Here is a 21,455-nt window from a genome sequence, read left to right as displayed (position 1 = left end):
AAAGAAAAAGCGGCGCCCGGTGTGGACGCCGCTTCGGCTGTTGCCGCCCGGGACGGTTATTGCGTCTTGGCCGCGGGCTTCATCATGGCCCGGATGTCGGCCTTGGCCTTGGTCTCATCGGCCTTGGCCTGCTTCTCGCAAGCGCTCTTGGCGTCGCCCTTCTGGTCGTCGCACTTCTCCTTCGCGACGTCGTAGGTGGCCTTGATCTTTTCTTCCTCGACCTTGCGGGCGTTGGAGTCGCTAGGCTTGTATTGCTGTTCGAGTTCAGCCTTGGCCACGTTTTCCTTGCCCTTGGCTTCCTTCTCGCAGACGTCCTTCGCGTTGTTCTTCAGCGCGTCGCACTTGGCCTTGTCGACCTTGTAGGCGGCCTCGATCTTTTCCTTGGCAACCTTGTGCTCGTCCTGGGTCATCGCACTGGCCTGCGTGACCACGAAGCACGACGAGGCGATCGCGAGCATGAGCAGATGTTTCTTCATGGAGATACTCCTTCCTGTGAGGTTGCTGATCAATACTTCTCGAACCAGAGCGCCTCCGGCGTACGGCCGTCGCGCGATTCCCAGTCCTTGACCTGCTTCTCGGCTTCGTCGCGGCTGATGCCGTGGCGTTCCTGGATGCGTCCGAGCAATTGGTCGCGCTTGCCGGCGATGACGTCGAAGTCGTCGTCGGTCAGCTTGCCCCACTGCTCCTTGACCTTGCCCTTGAGCTGCTTCCAGTTGCCTTCAACGGTGTCCTTGTTCATCGACATATCTCCTTCAGATAACGGGTTTTGTCGCTGACCCCATTGCTTGTGGCCAGCGTGAGAAGGACTCTGGCTTGCAAGGGGGAACGGAGTGGTAGGACGCCCGGGGAACGGTCCGTAGGCACATGCCGACGCGGCCCGTGATAATCGGGCGCACGCAGAAACCGGACACCAGCGCGCCGCATCATCATGATCATCCACAGCCTGCTCGACACCGACCTCTACAAGTTCACGATGATGCAGGTGGTGCTGCACCACTTCCCCGGTGCGCGTGTGGAGTACCGCTTCAAGTGCCGCAACCCGGGCATCGACCTGGCGCAGTTCGCCGCGCAGATCCGCGAGGAGGTCCGGCACCTGTGCTCGCTGTCGTTCCGGGACGCGGAGTTGAGCTACCTGCGCTCGATGCGCTTCATCAAGAGCGACTTCGTCGACTTCCTCGGGCTGTTCCGCCTCAACGAGAAGTACATCAAGATCATCCCGCAGGCCTCGGGCGAGCTCGACATCCGCATCGAGGGTCCGTGGCTGCACACCATCCTGTTCGAGATCCCGGTGCTGGCGATCGTCAACGAGGTCTACTTCCGCAATACCCAGCCGCGGCCGGACATCGCCGAGGGCCGGCGGCGCCTCGAGACCAAGATCGGGCAGCTGCAGGGCGCAGGGCTGCAGGACCTGAAGATTGCGGACTACGGCACCCGCCGCCGCTTCTCCAAGGATTGGCACGACGAGGTGCTGCGCACCCTGAGCGCCCGGTTGGGCCCGGTGACCTCGCCACCGCAGCGCAGCGCAGGCAAACCGCCGCAGTTCGCCGGCACCAGCAACGTGCTCTACGCCATGAAGCTCGGCCTGATCCCGCTGGGCACCATGGCGCACGAATACCTCCAGGCCTGCCAGGCGCTCGGTCCGCGACTGCGCGACAGCCAGGTCTTCGGCTTCGAGTCGTGGGCGCGCGAGTACCGTGGCGACCTGGGCATCGCGCTGTCGGACGTCTATGGCATGAGCGCCTTCCTGCGCGATTTCGACATGTACTTCTGCAAGCTGTTCGACGGTGCCCGGCACGACAGCGGCGATCCCTTCCAGTGGGGCGAGCGCATGCTGGCCCACTACGTCGCCAACCGCGTCGATCCGCAAACCAAGACGCTGATCTTCAGCGACAGCCTGACCGTGCCGCGCACCATCGAGCTCTACCAGCAGTTCCGCGGCCGCTGCCAGCTGGCCTTCGGCATCGGCACCAACCTCACCAACGACCTGGGCTACGAGCCGCTGCAGATCGTGATCAAGATGGTCCGCTGCAACGACCAGCCCGTGGCGAAGCTGTCCGACACGCCCTCCAAGAACATGTGTGACGACGAGCGCTACCTGGCCTACCTGCGCCAGGTCTTCGAGATTGCCCAGCCGACCGCATGACACTTTCGCACGCGGCCACCAGATTCCTTCGCCTGCTGGCCACCGTCGCACTGCCGACCCTGCTGCCCGTCACCGCCTTCGCTGCCGACTTCGACGGCGGCAACCTGTCGCCCTGGTGGGGCTTGCCCTTCGCGGGCATCCTGCTGTCGATCGCGCTCATGCCGCTCCTGGCGCCGTCCTTCTGGCACCACCACTATGGCAAGGTGTCGGCCGCCTGGGCGCTGGCCTTCCTGCTGCCCTTTGCGGCGCTCCACGGCGCGGGGCTGGCGGGTGCGCAGCTCCTGCACGCGCTGCTGGCGGAGTACATCCCCTTCATCCTCTTGCTGACCGCCCTGTTCGTGGTGGCGGGCGGCATCCACATCCGCGGCAACCTGCATGGCACGCCGGGGCTCAACACCGGCATCCTGGCGATCGGGGCCTTGCTCGCGAGCCTGATGGGGACAACCGGCGCCTCCATGCTGCTGATCCGGCCCCTGATCCGCGCCAACGACAACCGCCGGCACCGGGTGCACGTGATCGTGTTCTTCATCTTCATCGTGTCGAACGTGGGGGGCTCGCTCACGCCGCTGGGCGATCCGCCGCTGTTCCTGGGTTTCCTGAAGGGCGTGGAGTTCTTCTGGACGGCACGCAACATCTTGCCGGAGACCCTGTTCATCATCGGCGTCCTGCTGGCGCTGTTCCATGTGCTCGACCGCTGGTACTACGGCAAGGAAGACGCGCTGCCCTTCGACCCCACGCCCGACACCCGCGGCATCCGCTTCGAGGGCGCCGCCAACTTCTGGCTGCTCGGCGGCATCGTCTTCCTCGTGCTGTTGAGCGGCATCTGGAAGTCACCCGTCGGCTTCGACGTCCATGGCACCGAGCTCGGGCTTCCCGGCCTCGTGCGCGACGCCGGGCTGGTCGCGATCACGCTGCTGTCGCTCCGGATCACGGCGCCTCAGGTGCATGCCGACAACCAGTTCGGCTGGGCGCCGATGGCGGAGGTGGCGAAGCTCTTCGCGGGCATCTTCCTCACCATCATCCCGGTGATTGCGATGCTCAAGGCGGGCGTCCACGGCCCCTTCGGCGCGGTCGTCTCGGCCGTGACGCGGCCCGACGGCCAGCCCGATCCGGCGATGTACTTCTGGGCCACCGGCGTGCTGAGCTCCTTCCTCGACAATGCACCCACCTATCTCGTGTTCTTCAACACGGCGGGGGGCGATGCGCAGGCACTCATGACCACGCATGCACCGACCCTGGTCGCGATCTCGGCGGGCGCGGTGTTCATGGGGGCAAATACCTACATCGGCAATGCGCCCAACCTGATGGTCAAGGCCATCGCGGAAAGCCGCGGCGTGCGCATGCCGAGCTTCTTCGGCTACATGATGTGGTCGGGCGCCATCCTGGTGCCGCTGTTCATTCTCTCCACCTTCATCTTCTTCCGCTGATCATGAACAAACCCAAGATCCTCGTCGCCCGTTCGGTCTTTCCCGAAACCATCGCCCGGCTGGAAGCTCATTTCGAGGTCGAGTCCAACCAGGACGACCAGAGCTGGAGCAAGGCGCAGCTGATCCAGAAGCTCCAGGGCAAGCAGGGCGCCTTCACCACGGGCAGCGAGCGCATCGACGCCGAGGTGCTGGCAGCCTGCCCCGAGCTGAAGATCTGCGCCAACATGGCGGTGGGCTACAACAACTTCGACGTCGACGCCATGACCGCCCGCGGCGTGCTCGCCACCAACGCGCCCGACGTGCTGACCGAGACCACCGCCGACTTCGGCTTCGCGCTGCTGATGGCGACCGCGCGCCGCATCACCGAGAGCGAGCATTTCCTGCGCGCCGGCAAGTGGCAGAAGTGGAGCTACGACATGTTCGCCGGCTCCGACATCCACGGCGCCACGCTGGGCATCATCGGCATGGGGCGCATCGGGCAGGGCATCGCCAGGCGCGGCGCGCACGGCTTCGGCATGAAGGTGATCTATCACAACCGCTCGCGGCTCGATGCGCAGCTCGAGGCCGAATGCAAGGCCAGCTATGTGGGCAAGGAGGAACTGCTGAAGACCGCCGACCACGTCGTGCTCGTGGTGCCGTATTCGGCGGCCTCGCACCACACCATCGGCGCCGCCGAGCTGGCCCTGATGAAGCCGACGGCCACGCTGGTGAACATCGCCCGCGGCGGCATCGTCGACGATGCGGCGCTGGCGGCGGCGCTGCGCGACAAGCGCATCGCGGCGGCGGGGCTGGATGTGTTCGAGGGCGAGCCCAACGTGCATCCCGCGTTGCTCGGAGTGCCGAACGTCGTGCTCACGCCCCATATCGCCAGCGCCACCATCCCGACCCGGCGCGCGATGGCCGAGCTGGCGGCGGACAACCTCGTCGGCTTCCTGGTCGACGGCAAGCCGGTCACGCCGCTCAATCCCGCGGTCCTGGGAGGCAAGTAGACCCGTCATGCCTTTGCCGGAACCCTGGATCCTGATCGGCCTCGCCGTCTTCAACCTCGTCCTGTTGGTCTGGCTGCTGCTGCGCAAGCCGCCGGCACCCGACCACAGCATCCTGGTCGCCACGCTGGGTGCGGCCAACGAGCGCATCGAACGCGAGCTGCGGCACGAGATCGGCGAGTCGTCGCGCGGCGCGCGGCAGGAGACGAGCCAGGCCTTTGCGACTTTCCAGCAGGCGCTGGTGCAGCAGGGGGCCGAGGCCACCCGCACGCAGAACGCGCAGATCGACGCCTTCGCGCAGCAACTGAGCCTGTTGCAGAAGACGCTGGCCGATACCCTCAACACCCAGTTGCAGGGGCTGACCGAATCGAATGCGCGGCGGCTGGCCGAGGTGCGCGCGACGATGGAGACCCAGCTCGCGCAGCTCCAGCAGAGCAACACCGCCAAGCTCGACGAGATGCGCAAGACCGTCGACGAGAAGCTGCAGAGCACGCTCGAGGCCCGGCTCGGCGAGAGCTTCAAGCAGGTAGCCGACCGGCTGGAGCAGGTGCACAAGGGCCTGGGCGAGATGCAGACGCTGGCGGTCGGCGTCGGCAGCCTGCAGCGCGTGCTGACCAACGTGAAGACGCGGGGCGTGTTCGGCGAGGTGCAGCTGGAGGCGCTGCTCGAGCAGGTGCTCACGCCCGAGCAGTACGCCCGTCAGGTCGAGACCAAGCCGCGCAGCGGCCAGCGCGTGGACTTCGCGATCCGCTTCCCCGGCCGCGGCAGCGACGGCGCGCCGGTCTGGCTGCCGATCGATGCCAAGTTCCCGCGCGACGACTACGAGCGCCTGCTCGATGCCCATGAGCGCATCGACGCCGGCGCCGCCGAGCTTGCGGCTCGCGCGCTCGAGGCGCGCATCCGCAGCGAGGCCCGCTCGATCGCCGAGAACTACCTGGCCGCGCCGCACACTACCGACTTCGCGATTCTGTTCCTGCCAGTGGAGAGCCTGTATGCCGAGGTGCTGCGCCGCCCCGGGCTGATGGACGCGATCCAGCGCCAGCACCGCGTGACGCTGGCCGGGCCGACCACGCTGCTGGCGATGCTCAACAGCCTGCACATGGGCTTCCGCACGCTGGCGCTGGAGCAGCAGGCCTCTGAGGTGTGGAAGGTGCTCGGCGCCGTCAAGACCGAGTTCGAGCGCTACGGCGAATGGGTGGCGCGCATCAAGGAGCAGGTGGCCAAGGCCTCCGACACGCTCGACAAGGCCGACACCCGCGCCAAGCAGATGCGCCTGGCGCTGCGCAAGGTCGAGGCGCTGCCGGAGGCGCAATCGCAGGCGCTGCTGCCGGCCGGCGACGACGGCGAACTGGGGACGTGAGCGGCGAACTGCTGCGGTTGATCGCGGCGCAGATCCTGCTGCACGCGGCCATGGCCGGCATGCGCCTCGGCGCGCCGCTGCTGGCGCTGCAAGAGGGCTACAGCGCGGCCGCAGTCGGCCTGCTGATCGCGCTGTTCGCGCTGACCCAGGTGTTCCTGGCGCTGCCGGCCGGGCGCTTTGCCGATCGGCACGGGCTGAAGCGGCCGCTGATGCTGGCGGTCATCGCCGCCTCGTCGGGGGCCGCGCTGGCCGCCGTCCTGCCCTCGTTCCCGGTGCTGTGCCTGTCGGCGCTGCTGACCGGCGGCGCCACCGGCGCGGCCGTCATTGCGCTGCAGCGCCATGTCGGGCGCGCGGCAAGCAACCCGGTGCAGCTCAAGCAGGTGTTCAGCTGGCTGGCGATCGCGCCGGCGGTCGCCAACTTCGTCGGCCCGTTCTGCGCCGGCCTGCTGATCGACCATGCGGGCCGCAGTCCGGCCGACCTGCCGGGCTTCCGCATCGCCTTCGCCGTGCTGGCGCTGCTGCCGCTTGCGGGCTGGCTCTTCGCGCGCCGCACGCAGGAGCTGCCGCGCATCGCGCCGGTGGAAGGCGGCGCCAGGCCGCGCGCCTGGGACCTGCTGCGGCAATCCATGTTCCGGCGCCTGCTGTTCGTGAACTGGCTGCAGTCCTCCAGCTGGGACGTGCATGCCTTCCTGCTGCCCATCCTGGGCCACGAGCGCGGGCTGGGCGCCTCGGTCATCGGGTCCATCCTCGGCGCCTTCGCCATCGCCGCGGCGGTGATCCGCATCGTGCTGCCCCTGCTGGCCGCGCGCGCGTCGGAGCGCAGCGTGATCGCCACTTCCTCCGTGGTGACGGCCATGGTGTTCGCGGTCTATCCGCTGCTGTCGTCGGCGCCTGCGATGGGCGCGTGCTCGGTGGTGCTGGGCTTCGCGCTGGGCGCGGTGCAGCCGATGGTGATGAGCATGCTGCACCAGATCACGCCGCATGCGCGGCATGGCGAGGCGCTTGGGCTGCGGCTGATGACCATCAACGCCTCCAGCGTCGCCATGCCGATGCTGTTCGGCTCGATCGGCGCGCTGATCGGCATCGGTGGCGTGTTCTGGCTGGCCGGCGGGGTGGTGGCGCTGGGGACGCGGGCGGTCTGGGGCCTGAAGGCCTGAGAGGCCTCAGGCCCGCGCCGGCACGGGTCAGAGCTTGTAGAAGCGCTTGATCGCGTCCCACGCGTCCTGCGGCGTGTCGACGTACTCGACCAGCCTCACGTCCTCGGGCGAGATCACGCCTTCCTCGGCCAGGAAATCGAAGTTGATCAGCTGCTTCCAGTAGTCCGAGCCGAAGAGCACGATCGGCACCGGCCGGGCCTTGCGGGTCTGCACGAGCGTGATCACCTCGAACAGCTCGTCCAGGGTGCCGAAGCCGCCCGGGAAGGCCACCAGCGCCTTCGCTCGCATCATGAAGTGCATCTTGCGGATGGCGAAGTAGTGGAACTTGAAGCTCAGCGCCGGCGTGACGTAGGGATTGGCCTCCTCCTCCATCGGCAGCGCGATCGCCAGGCCGACCGAGAGGCCGCCGCCCTCGTAGGCGCCGCGGTTGGCGGCCTGCATGATGCCGGGGCCGCCGCCGGTGGCGACGAAGAGCTTGTCCTCCGGGTCCTTGTCGTCGCTGTATTGGGCGACCAGCTTGCCGAAGGCGCGCGCTTTCTCGTAGTAGTGCGAGCTGCGCGCCAGCTTGCGCCAGCGCGCGGCAGCGACCGCGTCGCCAGCGGCATCGGCCTGGGCGATCAGGGCGCCGGACTCTTCCTCGCTGCGGAAGCGCGCGCTGCCGAACACCACCACCGTGTTCTCGATGCCGTGGGCGCGCATCTCGAGATCGGGTTTCATGAGTTCGAGCTGCATGCGCAGCCCGCGCGTTTCGCGCCGCAACAGGAACTCGGGGTCGGCGAAGGCGAGTCGCGAGGGGTCGGCGTGGAGGGGGAGGCCCTTGTCGGCGTGGGCCTGGAGGGTGGCCCAGGCATCGGCGAGGCGCTTGTTGTGGAGGTCGTGTGTGTTGTTGGGCATGGTCTGTCGTCAAGGCGAGTCTCGGATTGTGCGCGCAGCAGGATCCGGGCCTGAAATGGAAAAGAGGCTCAGAAGCGGCCGTGGCGGCCCGCGCCTCCCACGAAGCGGGCCGCACCCGCGGCACCTTCCGCCGCGACGATGGGCACGCCGCGCCGCCCCTCCTGCCGCAGGGCCTCGGCCAGCGGCAGGTCCCACTGGCCATAAGCGGAGGCGCGGTCGGCCAGCATGCATTGCTGCGGAAAGGCGGCCAGCTCACGGGCGAGCGCCTCGGCGGCCTCGCGGGCCGTGCCTTCGGGCACGACGCGGTTGACCAGGCCCATCGCCAGCGCCTCGTCGGCCGTGACGGGGCGGCCGGTGAGGATCAGGTCCAGCGCGCGGCCCATGCCGACCAGGCGCGGCAGGCGCACGGTGCCGCCGTCGATCAGCGGCACGCCGAAGCGGCGGCAGAACACGCCCAGCACGGCGCTGCTTTCCGCCACCCGCAGGTCGGCCAGCAGCGCCAGCTCGAGGCCGCCGGCCACCGCGTGGCCGCTGATGGCCGCGATCAAGGGCTTGGCCAGCGCCATGCGCGTGGGGCCCATGGGGCCGGTGCCTCCGCCCTCGGGATCGAGCTCGTTGCGGCGCGCCGGGTCGTTCACCGCGCCCAGGTCGGCGCCGGCGCAGAACGTTCCGTGCTCGCCCCAGAGCACCGCCACGCGCTGGCTGTCGTCGGCCTCGAAGCGCTCGAAGGCCTCGCGCAGCCGCTCGGCCATGTCGCGGTCCACCGCGTTGCGCTGCCGCGGGCGGCTCATGACGATGGTGCTGACCGGGCCATCGATCTCGGTGCGTACGGAAGGGCTGTCCATGGCCGGAGCGTACGCAAAAAAGGCTCCCGAAGGAGCCTTTTGACGCAAGCGCGGGAGCCGCTCAGACGCGTTTGCGGTATTCGCCCGTGCGGGTGTCGATCTCGATGCGGTCGCCCTGGGAGACGAACAGCGGCACGGGAACCTCGAAGCCGGTGGCGATCTTGGCGGGCTTCAGCACCTTGCCCGAGGTGTCGCCCTTGACGGCCGGCTCGGTCCAGGTGATCTCGCGCTCGACGCTGGTGGGCAGTTCGACCGAGATGGCCTTGCCGTCGTAGAACACCACTTCGACCGGCATGCCGTCCTCGAGGTAGTTGAGCGCGTCACCCATGTTCTCGGCCTCGACCTCGTACTGGTTGAATTCGCTGTCCATGCAGACGTACATCGGGTCGGCGAAGTAGGAGTAGGTGCAGTCCTTCTTTTCGAGAACGATCTGCTCCATCTTGTCGTCGGCCTTGAACACGACTTCGGTGTTGAAGTTCGCGATCAGGCTCTTGAGCTTCATGCGCACGGTGGCGGAGTTGCGGCCGCCGCGGCTGTATTCGGTCTTGAGGACGACCATCGGGTCCTTGCCGTGCATGATCACGTTGCCGGCGCGGATTTCTTGAGCGATTTTCATAGTCAGGGTCTCTGGATGTTGGCCGCTCGGCGTGTCTGTGGCCTGGATCCCTTGACACATTCACCGCGGCGGGTTCAGCGGATGAGTGCGGCAGTGCCTGAAAGGCCCGGGCCGGAAATCCGCAAAGCCCGCAATTCTAACTTTTTTGGGCGACGAACTGCCGCAAACGCCGCAGAAGGCCATCCTGTTGGAGCAGGCGATCGCGTGCTGCAGCGACGGCGGCCTGCCAGGGCGCAAGCCTCGTCGGGCCGAACTCCGGCAGCTCGCCCGCGGCCATGCCGTTCCAGAGGTGATGAAGGCGGCGCAGCTCGGGCGGGGCCTTCAGCCAGTCGAGGAAGGCATCGAGCTTGCTGTGGTGGGCGTCGTCGTCCTGGGTGTAGATCTGCCAGACGAGGGGCGCGCCGGCCCAGAGGGCGCGCACCAGCGAATCCTCGCCCCGCACGAAGTTCAGGTCGCAGGCCCACAGCAGGTGGTCGAAATCCTCCTGGGTCAAGTAGGGCAGCCAGGTGATGGACAGCGCACCGCGCTGGGCCGGCCCGGGCGGCAGGGCGCGCGAGGCGCGGCCGGCGGTCACCAGCAGGCGGGTCGGCTCGCCCGAATGCTCGAAGTGGGCCAGCAGCGCATCGAGCGCCGGCGGCTCGTAGCAGAACAGGCAGACCAGGCGCTCCCCGTTCCAGGGGATGTTCTGCCGAGCGAGCCAGGCGGCCCGGTCGAAGCGCTCGCGGCGCGCCGGCAGGTCGGCCTCGCGCAGCAGCCCGCCCGTCGAAGGGGTGAAGCCGGGGTAGAAGAAGTGCTTGGTCAGGCCCGCCCCCGGGCCCTTGAACACGGGCGAGGGCAGCCCGTGGAGCCGTTCGACATAGGGCTCGGCGGAGAGGTATTCGAGGTTGAGCCACACGCGTCGCGCCGCGCCGGGAGGCGCCGGCTGCGCGAAGCGCGCAACGAGCTCGGGCGCGGGATCGCAACCGAAGGCCTCGATCAGCACGTCGGGCGGCGGCGCGGCGGCGGCCTCCTGCGCGGCGCCGGCGGCGGTCCAGGCGACCACGTGGACACCCGGATGGCCCTGCGGCGCCATCCACGCCAGCGCCGACGCGTCGTCGATCCACAGCCGCACCGTGTCGCCCGCGGCCGCGAGCCCGCACGCCAGGCGCCAGCACACGCCGACGTCGCCATGGTTGTCGATGACCTTGCAGAAAATGTCCCAGCGCATCGCGGGATACTCTACAGCCCGTTCCCCGGCGACCCGCGCAGGATCGCGCCAGCACAATAGCGCCCGATGTCAGACACGCATTCCGATCAACTGCTCAGCGAGGTCGCGGCGCTGCCGCAACTGCCCGGCGTCTACCGCTATTTCGATGCCACGGGCGCGGTGCTCTACGTGGGCAAGGCGCGCAACCTGAAGAAGCGCGTTGCCAACTATTTCCAGAAGAACCACGCCGGCACGCGCATCGGCCACATGATCTCGAAGATCGCCCGCATGGAGACCACCGTGGTGCGCTCCGAGGCCGAGGCGCTGCTGCTCGAGAACAACCTGATCAAGACGCTCAAACCCCGCTACAACATCCTGTTCCGGGACGACAAGAGCTACCCCTATCTCAAGATCGCGTCGCACAGCTTTCCACGCCTGGCGTACTACCGCGGTTCGGTGGACCGCAAGCACCGCTACTTCGGCCCGTATCCGAGCGCCTGGGCGGTGAAGGAATCGATCCAACTGCTGCAGAAGGTCTTCAAGCTGCGCACCTGCGAGGACACGGTGTACGCCAACCGCACCCGGCCCTGCCTGCTCTACCAGATCAAGCGCTGCACCGGGCCCTGCGTGGGCTACATCACGCCCGAGGCCTATGCGCAGGACGTGGCCAACGCCGAGGCCTTCCTGATGGGCGACACGCAGGCGGTGCTGTCCCAGCTCGAGGCCCGCATGACGGCGCATGCCGAGAAGCTGGAGTTCGAGCAGGCGGCCGAGCTGCGCAACCAGATGTCGGCGCTGTCGCGTGTGCTGCACCAGCAGTCGGTCGAGATCGCCTCCGACAAGGACGTGGACATCCTTGCCGTGAAGGTGCAGGGCGGCAAGGCCTGCGTCAATCTGGCGATGGTGCGCGGCGGCCGGCACCTGGGCGACCGCGCCTACTTTCCGGTTCACGTGGAAGACGCGACGCAGATCCAGTACGGCACGCAGGATGTCGAAGGCGAAGAGGCCGCCGGCGCCTTCGCCGGATCGGTCGAGGTCCAGGTGCTCGAGGCCTTCATCGCCCAGCACTACATCGACGTGCCGGTGCCGCCCACGCTGGTGCTGAGCGAGCTGGTGGGCCGCGAGCTGATCGAGGCCATCTCGCAGCAGGCCGGCACGCGAGTGACGGCCGTGTTCCAGCCGCGCGAGCAGCGCCGGCACTGGCTGGAGATGGCGCTGACCAACGCGGGCCTGCAGCTCGCGCGGCTGCTGGCCGAGGAAGGCTCGCAGCAGGCGCGCACGCGCGCGCTGGTGGACGCGCTGGAGCTGGCGCCCGACGAGCTCGACAACTTCCGCGTCGAGTGCTTCGACATCTCGCACACGGCGGGCGAGGCCACGCAGGCCTCCTGCGTGGTCTTCGAGCATCACGCGATGCAGAACCGCGAGTACCGGCGCTACAACATCGACGGCATCACGCCCGGCGACGACTACGCGGCGATGCGCCAGGTGCTGCATCGCCGCTACGGCAAGCTGGCCGAGGCGATGGCGGCGGAGACCGACGCGCCGCCCGCGGGCGACGCGGCCGGCGCCGGCAGCGATGCCCGGCCCGGTACGCGCGGCGCGCGCATGCCGGACCTGGTGCTGGTCGACGGCGGCAAGGGCCAGGTGTCGATGGCGCGCGAGGTGTTCAGCGAGCTGGGCCTGCCGTTGTCGCTGATCATCGGTGTCGAGAAGGGCGAAGGCCGCAAGGTCGGCCTGGAGGAACTGGTCTTCGCCGACGGCCGCGACAAGGTCTACCTCGGCCGCGACTCGGCGGCCCTGATGCTCGTTGCGCAGATCCGCGACGAGGCGCATCGCTTCGCCATCACCGGCATGCGCGCGAAGCGGGCCAAGGTGCGCGTGGGCGGCAGCCAGCTGGAGGACATTCCCGGCATCGGACCCAAGCGGCGGGCGCGCCTGCTGCAACGCTTCGGCGGGATCCGCGGCGTGGCGGCTGCAAGCGTCGAAGACATTGCCTCGGTCGACGGCATCGCGTTCGAGTTGGCGGAAGAAATCTACCGGGCGCTTCACTAGGATCGCCAAGCGGACAAGCGTGGGGCGGGCCATATACTCGCCTTCATGTTCTGGACGCTTCCGACCATCATGACGTGGACGCGCATCGTCGCGATTCCGCTGATCGTGGGGGTGTTCTACCTGCCCCTGAGCGAGCCCATGCGCAACCTCGTGGCCACGGTGATGTTCATCGTGTTTGCCGCCACCGACTGGCTCGACGGCTTTCTCGCCCGGCGGCTCAACCAGACCTCGGCCTTCGGTGCCTTCCTCGATCCGGTGGCCGACAAGTTCCTGGTGTGCGCCTCGCTGCTGGTGCTGGTGCACCTGAACCGCGCCGACGTGTTCGTGGCGCTCATCATCATCGGCCGCGAGATCGCCATCTCCGCCCTGCGCGAATGGATGGCGCAGATCGGCGCCGGCAAGAGCGTGGCGGTCCACATGATCGGCAAGATCAAGACCGTGGTGCAGATGGTGGCGATCCCCTTCCTGCTTTTCGACGGCCTCCTGTTCGGCGTGATCGACACCGGCACCTGGGGGCAGTGGCTGATCTGGATCTCGGCCGTGCTCACGGTCTGGTCGATGGTCTACTACCTCCAGAAGGCCATACCGGAGATCCGGGCCCGGGCCAAATGACGGCGGCTGCGGTACCGGCGGCGTCCGGATGGGTGCGGGCCATGCCCGCGGTCTTCGTGCTGATCTGGAGCACCGGCTTCATCGTGGCGCGCTACGGCATGCCCTATGCGCCGCCGCTCAAGTTCCTCGCCGTGCGCTATGCGCTGTCGGTGCTGTGCTTTCTGGTCTGGGTGTGGGCGGCGCGCGTGCGCTGGCCGCGCGAGCGCGCGCAGTGGGCGCATCTCGCGGTCACCGGCATCCTGATGCAGGCGGGCTACCTCGGCGGCGTGTGGGCCGCGGTCCGGGCCGGCATGGGCTCGGGGCTGATCGCCTTGCTGGTCGGCGTACAGCCCGTGCTCACGGCCGTGTGGCTGTCGATGCGCGGTGGCTCGATTTCGCGCCGCCAATGGGCCGGCCTTGCGCTGGGCTTCGCCGGGCTGGTGCTGGTGGTGCTGCGCAAGCTGGGACAGGGCGGGGAGGTGAATGCGCTCACGATGGGGCTGGCGCTGATGGCGCTCATTTCCATCACATCCGGAACGCTGTATCAGAAGCGCTTCGTCGCGCCTTGCGATGTGCGTATCGCGGGCGCGATCCAGCTCGCCGCCGCCTTGCTGGCCACGCTGCCCTTCGCGGCCCTGGAGGCCGACAGCATCCAGTGGAACCTGCACTCCGGCGGCGCCATGGCCTGGTCGGTGCTGGCACTGTCGCTGGGTGGCAGCTCGCTGCTCTACATGTTGATCCAGCGCGGGACCGCGACGGCGGTGACCAGCCTCCTGTACCTCGTGCCGCCCTGCACGGCGCTGATGGCCTGGCTCCTGTTTGCCGAGCCGATCACCGTGCCGACGCTGGTGGGCATCGCATTGACGGCCGCGGGCGTGAGCCTGGTGGTGCGCGGCGAGCGCTGAACCGGCCCCTGCTCAGCGAGCGCGGCGGGCCGCAGGCTTCCACGGCTCGCTGCGAAAGCCTTCGAGCAGGAAATCGACCAGCGCGCGCACGCGCCGCGGCGTCTTGGGGCGCCAGGGGGCGACCCACTGGATGTCGGCGTCCGGCATCGCGTACTGCGGCAGCAACTGCACCAGCTCGCCCGACGCCACTTGTGGCGCGATGTCCCACAGGCTTCGCAGCATGATGCCGTGGCCGTCCAGGCACCAGTCGCGCACGAGCTCGCCCGAATTGCTGGCGAGCGGGCCGCGCACGCGCACCCGCGCAATGCTGCCGTCCCTGGCGCTGCGCAGCGACCAGAGCGTGGCATCGCGATCGCCCGCCTCGCCGCCGTTCTCGCGTGCCACCAGGCAGTCGTGCGTTGCCAGCGCGGCGAGGTCGGCAGGGCGGCCTCGCCGCTCGAGGTAGGCGGGCGCAGCCGCGAGCACGCGCTGGTTGCGTGCGATGCGGCGCGTGACCCAATCGCCCGCATGGCGGCGCTGCACCGGCCACAGCCAGACAGCGCCGTCGTAGCCTTCCGCGCCGAGCTCGGGCAACTGCTCGGTCAGCTGCAGCTGGATCTGCAGCGCCGGGTGGCGGGCCTGGAAGCTTGCCAGCGCCGGGCCGAGCCAGCGTCGGCCGAAGCCGAAGGTCGCGGCCAGCCGGATCGAGCCCGCCAGTTCGTTCTGCCGCTCGCCGAGCTCGTTCTCCAGAGCCGCGAAGCCCTGCAGCAGGGACTGGGCATGCAGGCACACCGTTTCGCCCTCGGCGGTAGCGCTGAGCCGGCGCGTGGTGCGATCGAACAGGCGCTGCCCGAGCCGCGCCTCGAGCGCCCCCAGGCGCTTGGTGACGACGGAGGGCACGACGTCCAGCACCGCCGCCGCCCCTGCGAGGCTGCCGCGGTCGCGGATGGCTGTCACGAGTTCGAGATCTGCGCGATCCATTGCTGCCATTTTGGAAAGTATCAATTGGCTCATTGTTGCTTGCTCCGGCGCGGGGCGCAACGCACAATTCCGCTGTGTTCACCTTCTTCTCCAACTTCGATTTGTCGCGCGACGGCGTCCGCGTGCATGGCCGGATCGGCGGGCGTGGCGCGCCCTTGCTCCTGCTGCACGGCCATCCGCAGACGCATGCCATCTGGCATCGCACGGCGCCGGCGCTGGCGGAGCACTTCACCGTCATCGCGATCGATCTGCGCGGCTATGGCGACTCGGGGCGCCCGGCGGCCGATGCGCAGCATGTGCGCTACAGCAAGCGGGAGATGGCGCTCGATGCGCTGGCCGCCATGCAGCACCACGGCTTCGACCGCTTCGGCGTGCTCGCGCATGACCGCGGCGCGCGCGTGGCCCATCGGCTGGCGGCGGACCATCCCTCTGCAGTCGAGCGCCTCATGCTGCTGGACATCGCGCCCACGCTCGCGATGTACGAGAACACCACGGAAGCCTTTGCGCGCGCCTACTGGCACTGGTTCTTCCTGATCCAGCCGCCCCCCTTGCCCGAGGCATTGATCGATGCCGACCCGGTGCGCTATGTGCGCAGCGTCATGGGCGGGCGTCATGCGGGGCTGGCACCCTTCGCCCCCGACGCCCTGGCCGAGTACGAGCGCTGCCTCGCGATCGAGGGCACGGCGCAGGCTCTGTGCGAGGACTACCGCGCGTCGGCGAGCATCGATCTCGAGCACGATCGCGCGGACGTCGCCGCCGGCCGCAAGCTCGCCCAGCCGCTGCGCGTGCTGTGGGGCGAGCATGGCGTGGTCGGCCGCTGCTTCGATGTGCTCGCGCTGTGGCGCGAGCGCGCCCTCGAGGTGTCGGGCGGCGCGCTGCCCTGCGGCCACTACGTTCCCGAAGAGGCGCCGAGCGAGCTGCTGGCCGAGGCGCTGCCTTTCTTTCTCCAGTACACAGACCAAGGACAGAGACCATGAGCAAGCACCGCATCGCAGTCATCGCCGGCGACGGCATCGGCAAGGAAACCATGCCCGAGGGACTGCAGGTGCTCGATGCCGCGGCCCGCAAGTTCGGCATCGACCTGCATTTCGACCACTTCGATTTCTCCAGCTGGGACTACTGCGAGAAGCACGGCAAGATGCTGCCGGACGACTGGAAGGAGCAGATCGGCGGCCACGACGCGATCTACTTCGGCGCCGTGGGCTGGCCCGAGAAGATTCCGGATCATGTCTCGCTCTGGGGTTCGCTGCTGCTGTTCCGCCGCGAGTTCGACCAGTACATCAACCTGCGGCCGGCGCGCCTGATGCCCGGCATCATCGCGCCGGTGGTGCGGCGCGACGGCACGCTGCGGCAGCCCGGCGAGATCGACATGTACATCGTGCGGGAGAACACCGAGGGCGAGTACTCGAGCATCGGCGGGCGCATGTACGAAGGCACCGCGCGCGAGATCGTCATCCAGGAGACGGTGATGTCGCGCACCGGCGTTGACCGCGTCCTCAAGTTCGCCTTCGAGCTGGCGCAGTCGCGGCCGAAGAAGCACCTGACCAGTGCGACCAAGTCCAACGGCATCTCGATCACGATGCCGTACTGGGACGAGCGCGTGGCCGAGATGGCGAAAAGCTATCCGGGCGTCAAGCTCGACAAGTTCCACATCGACATCCTGACGGCGCACTTCGTGCAGCGTCCCGACTTCTTCGACGTGGTGGTGGCCAGCAACCTGTTCGGCGACATCCTCTCCGACCTGGGCCCGGCCTGCACCGGCACCATCGGCATCGCGCCGAGCGCCAATCTGAACCCGGACCGCACCACGCCCTCGCTGTTCGAGCCGGTGCACGGTTCGGCGCCCGACATCGCGGGCAAGGGCATCGCCAATCCGATCGGCCAGATCTGGTGCGGGGCCATGATGCTCGAGTTCCTGGGCCACAAGAACGCGCACGATGCGATCCTGGCTGCGATCGAGAAGGTCCTGGCACCGGCGAGCGGGGCGCCGCGCACGCCGGACATCGGCGGCAATGCGAATACGGCCGACCTGGGCCGCGCGATCGCGCAGGCGCTCTGAGCGCCAAGCGCCGGAAAGAGGACCGGCGCGAAACCCCACTAGAATCGCGGTCCTCGCTGGATTGCACGGGTGAGTGTCATATTGACACCCTGTGGACCAGTGGTTGTAATCCTTCTCGGCAGTGCGCTGCCGGCGCGTCAGAACTGCCATCCTTTTTTCTTCATCGGACCCCGTGGCATCGTCACGGGGCCGGCACCGCTTCTGACGCTACCCGATCAACTATCTTTTCCTACAAGGGGTCCTTGTGAACAAAACCGAACTGATTGAGCACATCGCAAAAAACGCCGACATCTCCAAAGCCGCCGCCACGCGTGCCCTGGAATCGACGATCGGCGCCATTCGTACGACGCTCAAAAAGGGCGGCTCGGTCTCGCTCGTCGGTTTCGGTACTTTCGCTGTGGGCAAACGCGCTGCGCGCACGGGTCGCAATCCACGCACCGGCGACGCGATTAAAATCAAGGCCGCCAAGATCCCGAAGTTCCGTCCCGGCAAGGCGCTGAAAGACGCGCTGAACTGATGAACGGTTTCCGGTTGGGTGCTTAGCTCAGCTGGTAGAGCGGCGCCCTTACAAGGCGTAGGTCGGGGGTTCGAACCCCTCAGCACCCACCAACCGATGCAAAGGCGAACAAGCAGTTCGCCTTTTTTGTTTTTCGCTACAGAGACACCCATCCATGTTCGATTTCATCCGACAGCACAACAAAGTCCTGATGGTCGTCTTGTTCCTGTTGATCGTGCCGTCTTTCGTGGTGGTCGGCGTGCTGGATCGCTACAGCGGTTCGGGCGACAAGGGCGAGAAGGTCGCCAGCGTGGCGGGCGAGAGCATTCGACGTCCGGATTGGGACGCGCAGCATCGCAACGACATCGATCGCATTCGCCAGCAAAGGCCGGACGTGGATGCGGCGATGTTCGATACCGATACGGAACGCTTCGCGACGCTGGAGCGCATGGTGCGCGACCGCGTACTGGCGGCCGCCGCGGCGCAGGATCACTTTGTCGTGACGGAGCAGCGGCAGCTGGAGATCTTCCAGAACGACCCGGGGCTGGCCAGCTTCGTGGTCGTCAAGGATGGCAAGCGCCAGTTCGACCGCGAGCTCTTCCTGCGCGCCACGGGCATGACACCCGAGCAGCACCAGGCCGCGCTCGCTGCGCAGATGACGCGCCAGCAGGTGCTGAAGGGCATCGCGGACACGGCCTTCGCAGCGCCGGCGCAGGCCGCCGCGACGCTCAATGCCTTCTATGACCGGCGCGAGATCCAGGTCGCGCGTTTCGCCCCCGGCGAGTTCGCGGCGAAGGTCAATGTGAGCGATGCGGATCTGGAGGCTTACTACAAGCAGCACGTTGCGCAGTTCCAGGTGCCGGAGCAGGCGAGCATCGAATACCTCGTGCTGGATCTCGACGCTGCCAAGAAGAACATCGCCGTCAACGAAGCTGACCTGCGGACCTACTACGAACAGAACAAGGAGCGCTTCGGCACGAAGGAGGAACGGCGTGCCAGCCACATCCTGATCACCGCCCCCTCGGGAGCTCCTGCCGCAGAGCGTGAAAAGGCGCGCGAGAAGGCGCAGCAATTGCTGGCCGAGATCAAGAAGGCGCCGGGCAGCTTCGCCGAGCTCGCGCGCAAGAATTCGCAGGACCCGGGCTCGGCGGAGAAGGGCGGCGATCTCGACTTCGTGACGCGCGGCGCGATGGTGAAGCCGTTCGAGGATGCGATGTTCGCGCTCAAGAAGGGCGAAGTCAGCGACGTGGTCGAGTCCGAGTTCGGCTACCACGTCATCCAGCTCAACGACATCAAGCCGGGCGTGGTGGCGCCCTTCGAGCAGGTGCGCGCGAAGATCGAGGACGAGGTCCGCGGCCAACAGGCCACGCAGGAGTTCGCCAAGGCGGCGGAGACCTTCACCGATGCGGTCTATCAGCAGCCGGACAGCCTGAAGCCGGCGGCCGACAAGCTGAAGCTCACGGTCCGGACTGCGGACAAGGTGGCGCGCACGCCGGCGCCCGGCGCGACGGGCGCCCTGGCCAGCCGCAATTTCCTGAGCGCCCTGTTTGCCGCCGATTCCCTTGAGCGCAAGCACAACACGGAGGCGATCGAGATCGGCCCCAATCAGCTCGCATCCGGACGGGTGACACAGCACTCGCCGGCACGGGCGCAGCCTTTCGACGAGGTCAAGGACAAGGTTCGCACACAGCTCGTCGCCGAGCGCGCGGGAGCGCTGGCCAAGACCGAAGGCGAGGCCAAGCTCGCGGCGTGGCAATCGAACGCGGCCGGCGCGAACTTCGGCGCGGCGGTGACGGTTTCCCGGCTCGACGCGCAGTCGCAGCCCACGCCGATCATCGAGAGTGCGTTGCGCGCCGACCCGGCCAAGCTGCCCTCGCTGGTGGGTGTGGATCTGGGCGCGCAAGGCTATGCCGTCGTTCGCGTCAACAAGGCCGTGCCGCGCACGCCGCCTGCACCTGAGGCGGCGCAGCAGGAAACCCAGCAGGTCGCAATGACCACGGCCGCGGCGGAAGCCGCTGCCTACTACGAACTGCTGAAGAGCCGGTTCAAGGCTGAGATTCTGGTGCCGAAACCGGTCGATGCGGGCATCGTCGTCGGGCGCTAGTTTTTTCCGGCTACAATTGCGGGCTCTGCGGTGGCTGTAGCTCAGTTGGTAGAGTCCCAGATTGTGATTCTGGTCGTCGTGGGTTCGAGTCCCATCAGCCACCCCAAAATCCTTTGATGAAAAGCGCCGGTCAATCGACCGGCGTTTTTTTTGGGGCCGGCCGCGCTTGCGGCAATTCGGACTTGAATTAGAATTCGGACTTCCTAATTCGGAGGAGCTTTCACCGATGGCCTCAACACTTGCCGACATCAATTCCCAGATCAAGAAGCACGACGAGCAGATTGCGCAATTGCGCAAGCAAGCCGAGGAGCTGCGCAATCAAGAGCGCGCGGGCGTGGTCGAAGAGTTGCGCAAGAAGATCGCCGAATACGGCCTGACGGCGGCCGATTTGAAGCTCGCAGCGCGCAGCAGCCGTCGCGGAGCTCCCGTCGCGGCGGTGAAGTCCGCTGCAAAGTACCGCAGCCCGACCGGCGAAACCTGGTCCGGTGGACGTGGACGCAAGCCGCGCTGGATCACGGAGGCGCTGGCCGCCGGCAAATCGCTGTCGGACTTCGAGATCCGCTAGGTCTTTGTCCTCTCCATTGAAAAAGCCCGCGCTGCGGGCTTTTTCAATGGAGGCAACGGTGCCCTCAGTTGACCATGACGAGCTTGCCCTTGACCCCGCGCGACCCCATGTGCGCATAGGCGGCCTTGAGCTCTGCCATGGGCATGGTGCGGTCAATCACCGGCTTGATCTTGCCTTGGCCGTACCACTTCGCCAATTCGGCCATCATCTGGGCATTGGCCTTGGGTTCGCGCTTGGCGAAATCGCCCCAGAACACGCCGACCAGCGATGCGCCTTTGAGCAGCATCAAATTGAGCGGGAGCGAGGGAATCGGCCCCGAGGCGAAACCCACCACCAGATAGCGCCCCCGCCAACCGATGGAGCGGAATGCGGGTTCCGCGAATTCTCCGCCCACGGGGTCGTAAATCACGTCCGGACCTTTGCCGTCCGTCGCGGCCTTCACGGCATCGCGAAAGCCATTGGGAAGCGCCTGGGTGGTGTAGTTGATCGTGAGGTCCGCTCCGATGGATTTGCACAGCGCGCATTTCTCGTCCGTCGAAGCCGCGGCAATCACCTTGGCACCTGCGGCTTTGGCGATCTGGATGGCGGCGGTGCCGACGCCGCCGGCCGCGCCCAGGACCAGCACGGTTTCGCCGGGCTTGAGTTGTGCGCGGTCCATCAGCGCGTGCCAGGAGGTCGCGTAGATCATGATGAAAGCGGCCGCATCGACATGGCCAAAGCCCTCGGGCAGCGGCATGCAGAGCGCCGCGGGCGCCAGGGTGTGGGTTCCGAAGCCACCGGTGCCCGACAGGCAGGCGACGTTCTGGCCGACGCGCAAGTGGGTGACGCCTTCGCCGACGGCCGAGACCACGCCGGCATATTCGGATCCCGGCACGAAAGGCAGCGGTGGCTTGATCTGGTACTTGTTCTGCACGATCAGCAGATCGGGAAAGTTCAGGCTGGCCGCCTTGATCTCGATCAGCACCTGGCCCGGGCCGGGCGTGGGGGTCGGTAGTTCTTTCCAGGTCAGCGCGTCGACGCCGGTCGGGTTTTCGCAGAGCCATGCGTGCATGCTCGGGTCTCCTTGGGTGAATCTGGGGCAACGGATCCGGGCCATGATAGGCCGGACC

At 67.5% G+C, this 21,455-nt stretch carries 21 protein-coding genes and 2 tRNA genes; 15 read left to right on the top strand and 8 right to left on the bottom strand.

The window, feature by feature from the left end; all coding sequences use genetic code 11:
- Positions 1-56: 56 nt before the first annotated feature.
- Both AC3A6X_RS10455 and AC3A6X_RS10450 read right to left on the bottom strand, forming a co-directional pair.
- A complete protein-coding gene (locus tag AC3A6X_RS10455) occupies positions 57-476 on the bottom strand; it encodes a hypothetical protein (RefSeq protein ID WP_487842112.1) in 420 nt (139 codons plus the stop codon).
- Between the two features lie 29 nt (positions 477-505).
- Positions 506-739: a CsbD family protein gene (locus tag AC3A6X_RS10450; protein WP_309971821.1), complete on the bottom strand. Its 234-nt coding sequence runs from the start codon at positions 737-739 to the stop codon at positions 506-508.
- 189 nt (positions 740-928) lie between these two features.
- On the opposite strand from AC3A6X_RS10450, the gene pncB reads away from it, so the two are divergent.
- Genes pncB through AC3A6X_RS10425 form a run of 5 tightly spaced genes read left to right on the top strand, consistent with a single transcriptional unit; the run spans position 929 to position 7,073 of the window.
- A complete protein-coding gene (pncB, locus tag AC3A6X_RS10445) occupies positions 929-2,143 on the top strand; it encodes a nicotinate phosphoribosyltransferase (RefSeq protein WP_487842111.1) in 1,215 nt (404 codons plus the stop codon).
- Positions 2,140-3,570, top strand: a complete 1,431-nt coding sequence (locus tag AC3A6X_RS10440) for a sodium:proton antiporter (protein WP_487842110.1) — start codon at positions 2,140-2,142, stop codon at positions 3,568-3,570. The genes pncB and AC3A6X_RS10440 overlap by 4 nt, the downstream gene beginning before the upstream one ends.
- A 2-nt stretch (positions 3,571-3,572) precedes the next feature.
- Positions 3,573-4,559 carry a 2-hydroxyacid dehydrogenase gene (locus tag AC3A6X_RS10435; RefSeq protein WP_487842109.1) on the top strand — a complete coding sequence of 329 codons (987 nt, stop codon included), beginning with the start codon at positions 3,573-3,575 and terminating at the stop codon, positions 4,557-4,559.
- Between the two features lie 7 nt (positions 4,560-4,566).
- The gene (locus AC3A6X_RS10430) at positions 4,567-5,916 is read left to right on the top strand and encodes a DNA recombination protein RmuC (protein WP_487842108.1); all 1,350 of its coding nucleotides are present in this window, start codon (positions 4,567-4,569) and stop codon (positions 5,914-5,916) included.
- On the top strand, positions 5,913-7,073 hold the full coding sequence (locus AC3A6X_RS10425; protein WP_487842107.1) for an MFS transporter: 1,161 nt from the start codon (positions 5,913-5,915) through the stop codon (positions 7,071-7,073). The genes AC3A6X_RS10430 and AC3A6X_RS10425 overlap by 4 nt, the downstream gene beginning before the upstream one ends.
- A 27-nt stretch (positions 7,074-7,100) precedes the next feature.
- Here the strand turns inward: AC3A6X_RS10425 and AC3A6X_RS10420 are convergent, their stop codons facing one another.
- From AC3A6X_RS10420 to earP, 4 genes are all read right to left on the bottom strand, one after another.
- Positions 7,101-7,967 carry an LOG family protein gene (locus AC3A6X_RS10420; RefSeq protein ID WP_106560105.1) on the bottom strand — a complete coding sequence of 289 codons (867 nt, stop codon included), beginning with the start codon at positions 7,965-7,967 and terminating at the stop codon, positions 7,101-7,103.
- A gap of 68 nt (positions 7,968-8,035) precedes the next feature.
- A complete protein-coding gene (locus tag AC3A6X_RS10415; protein ID WP_487842106.1) occupies positions 8,036-8,812 on the bottom strand; it encodes a crotonase/enoyl-CoA hydratase family protein in 777 nt (258 codons plus the stop codon).
- Between the two features lie 61 nt (positions 8,813-8,873).
- Entirely contained in the window at positions 8,874-9,428 is a 555-nt protein-coding gene (gene efp / locus AC3A6X_RS10410; protein ID WP_309904780.1) for an elongation factor P, read from the bottom strand.
- A 136-nt stretch (positions 9,429-9,564) separates the two neighbouring features.
- Positions 9,565-10,635 carry an elongation factor P maturation arginine rhamnosyltransferase EarP gene (earP, locus tag AC3A6X_RS10405; RefSeq protein ID WP_487842105.1) on the bottom strand — a complete coding sequence of 357 codons (1,071 nt, stop codon included), beginning with the start codon at positions 10,633-10,635 and terminating at the stop codon, positions 9,565-9,567.
- Positions 10,636-10,701: 66 nt separating this feature from the next.
- On the opposite strand from earP, the gene uvrC reads away from it, so the two are divergent.
- The 3 genes from uvrC to AC3A6X_RS10390 are packed head-to-tail and all read left to right on the top strand — an operon-like array spanning position 10,702 to position 14,162.
- On the top strand, positions 10,702-12,666 hold the full coding sequence (gene uvrC, locus AC3A6X_RS10400) for an excinuclease ABC subunit UvrC (RefSeq protein ID WP_487842104.1): 1,965 nt from the start codon (positions 10,702-10,704) through the stop codon (positions 12,664-12,666).
- A gap of 45 nt (positions 12,667-12,711) precedes the next feature.
- Entirely contained in the window at positions 12,712-13,278 is a 567-nt protein-coding gene (gene pgsA, locus AC3A6X_RS10395) for a CDP-diacylglycerol--glycerol-3-phosphate 3-phosphatidyltransferase (protein ID WP_487842103.1), read from the top strand.
- 41 nt (positions 13,279-13,319) lie between these two features.
- On the top strand, positions 13,320-14,162 hold the full coding sequence (locus AC3A6X_RS10390; RefSeq protein WP_487842102.1) for a DMT family transporter: 843 nt from the start codon (positions 13,320-13,322) through the stop codon (positions 14,160-14,162).
- Between the two features lie 12 nt (positions 14,163-14,174).
- Here the strand turns inward: AC3A6X_RS10390 and AC3A6X_RS10385 are convergent, their stop codons facing one another.
- Positions 14,175-15,122 (bottom strand): LysR substrate-binding domain-containing protein, encoded by a 948-nt coding sequence (locus AC3A6X_RS10385; protein ID WP_487842101.1) that lies wholly within the window; start codon positions 15,120-15,122, stop codon positions 14,175-14,177.
- Between the two features lie 74 nt (positions 15,123-15,196).
- Between AC3A6X_RS10385 and AC3A6X_RS10380 the strand changes: the two genes are divergently transcribed.
- The 7 genes from AC3A6X_RS10380 (at position 15,197) to AC3A6X_RS10350 (ending at position 20,346) form a co-directional block, all read left to right on the top strand.
- Positions 15,197-16,099 (top strand): alpha/beta fold hydrolase, encoded by a 903-nt coding sequence (locus AC3A6X_RS10380; RefSeq protein WP_487842100.1) that lies wholly within the window; start codon positions 15,197-15,199, stop codon positions 16,097-16,099.
- A complete protein-coding gene (locus AC3A6X_RS10375) occupies positions 16,096-17,181 on the top strand; it encodes a tartrate dehydrogenase (protein ID WP_106560091.1) in 1,086 nt (361 codons plus the stop codon). The genes AC3A6X_RS10380 and AC3A6X_RS10375 overlap by 4 nt, the downstream gene beginning before the upstream one ends.
- A gap of 244 nt (positions 17,182-17,425) precedes the next feature.
- The gene (locus AC3A6X_RS10370) at positions 17,426-17,698 is read left to right on the top strand and encodes an HU family DNA-binding protein (RefSeq protein WP_007830705.1); all 273 of its coding nucleotides are present in this window, start codon (positions 17,426-17,428) and stop codon (positions 17,696-17,698) included.
- A gap of 16 nt (positions 17,699-17,714) precedes the next feature.
- Positions 17,715-17,790, top strand: a tRNA-Val gene (locus AC3A6X_RS10365).
- Positions 17,791-17,852: 62 nt separating this feature from the next.
- Positions 17,853-19,781 carry a peptidylprolyl isomerase gene (locus AC3A6X_RS10360; RefSeq protein WP_487842099.1) on the top strand — a complete coding sequence of 643 codons (1,929 nt, stop codon included), beginning with the start codon at positions 17,853-17,855 and terminating at the stop codon, positions 19,779-19,781.
- A gap of 30 nt (positions 19,782-19,811) precedes the next feature.
- A tRNA-His gene (locus AC3A6X_RS10355) sits at positions 19,812-19,887 on the top strand.
- A gap of 60 nt (positions 19,888-19,947) precedes the next feature.
- On the top strand, positions 19,948-20,346 hold the full coding sequence (locus tag AC3A6X_RS10350; RefSeq protein ID WP_487842098.1) for an H-NS histone family protein: 399 nt from the start codon (positions 19,948-19,950) through the stop codon (positions 20,344-20,346).
- Positions 20,347-20,410: 64 nt separating this feature from the next.
- Here the strand turns inward: AC3A6X_RS10350 and AC3A6X_RS10345 are convergent, their stop codons facing one another.
- Positions 20,411-21,397 carry an NADPH:quinone oxidoreductase family protein gene (locus AC3A6X_RS10345; RefSeq protein WP_487842097.1) on the bottom strand — a complete coding sequence of 329 codons (987 nt, stop codon included), beginning with the start codon at positions 21,395-21,397 and terminating at the stop codon, positions 20,411-20,413.
- Between the last annotated feature and the right edge of the window lie 58 nt (positions 21,398-21,455).

The sequence above is a fragment of the Variovorax sp. Soil_C_12 genome (assembly GCF_057657375.1).
This window is presented reverse-complemented; position numbering and strand designations above follow the sequence as displayed.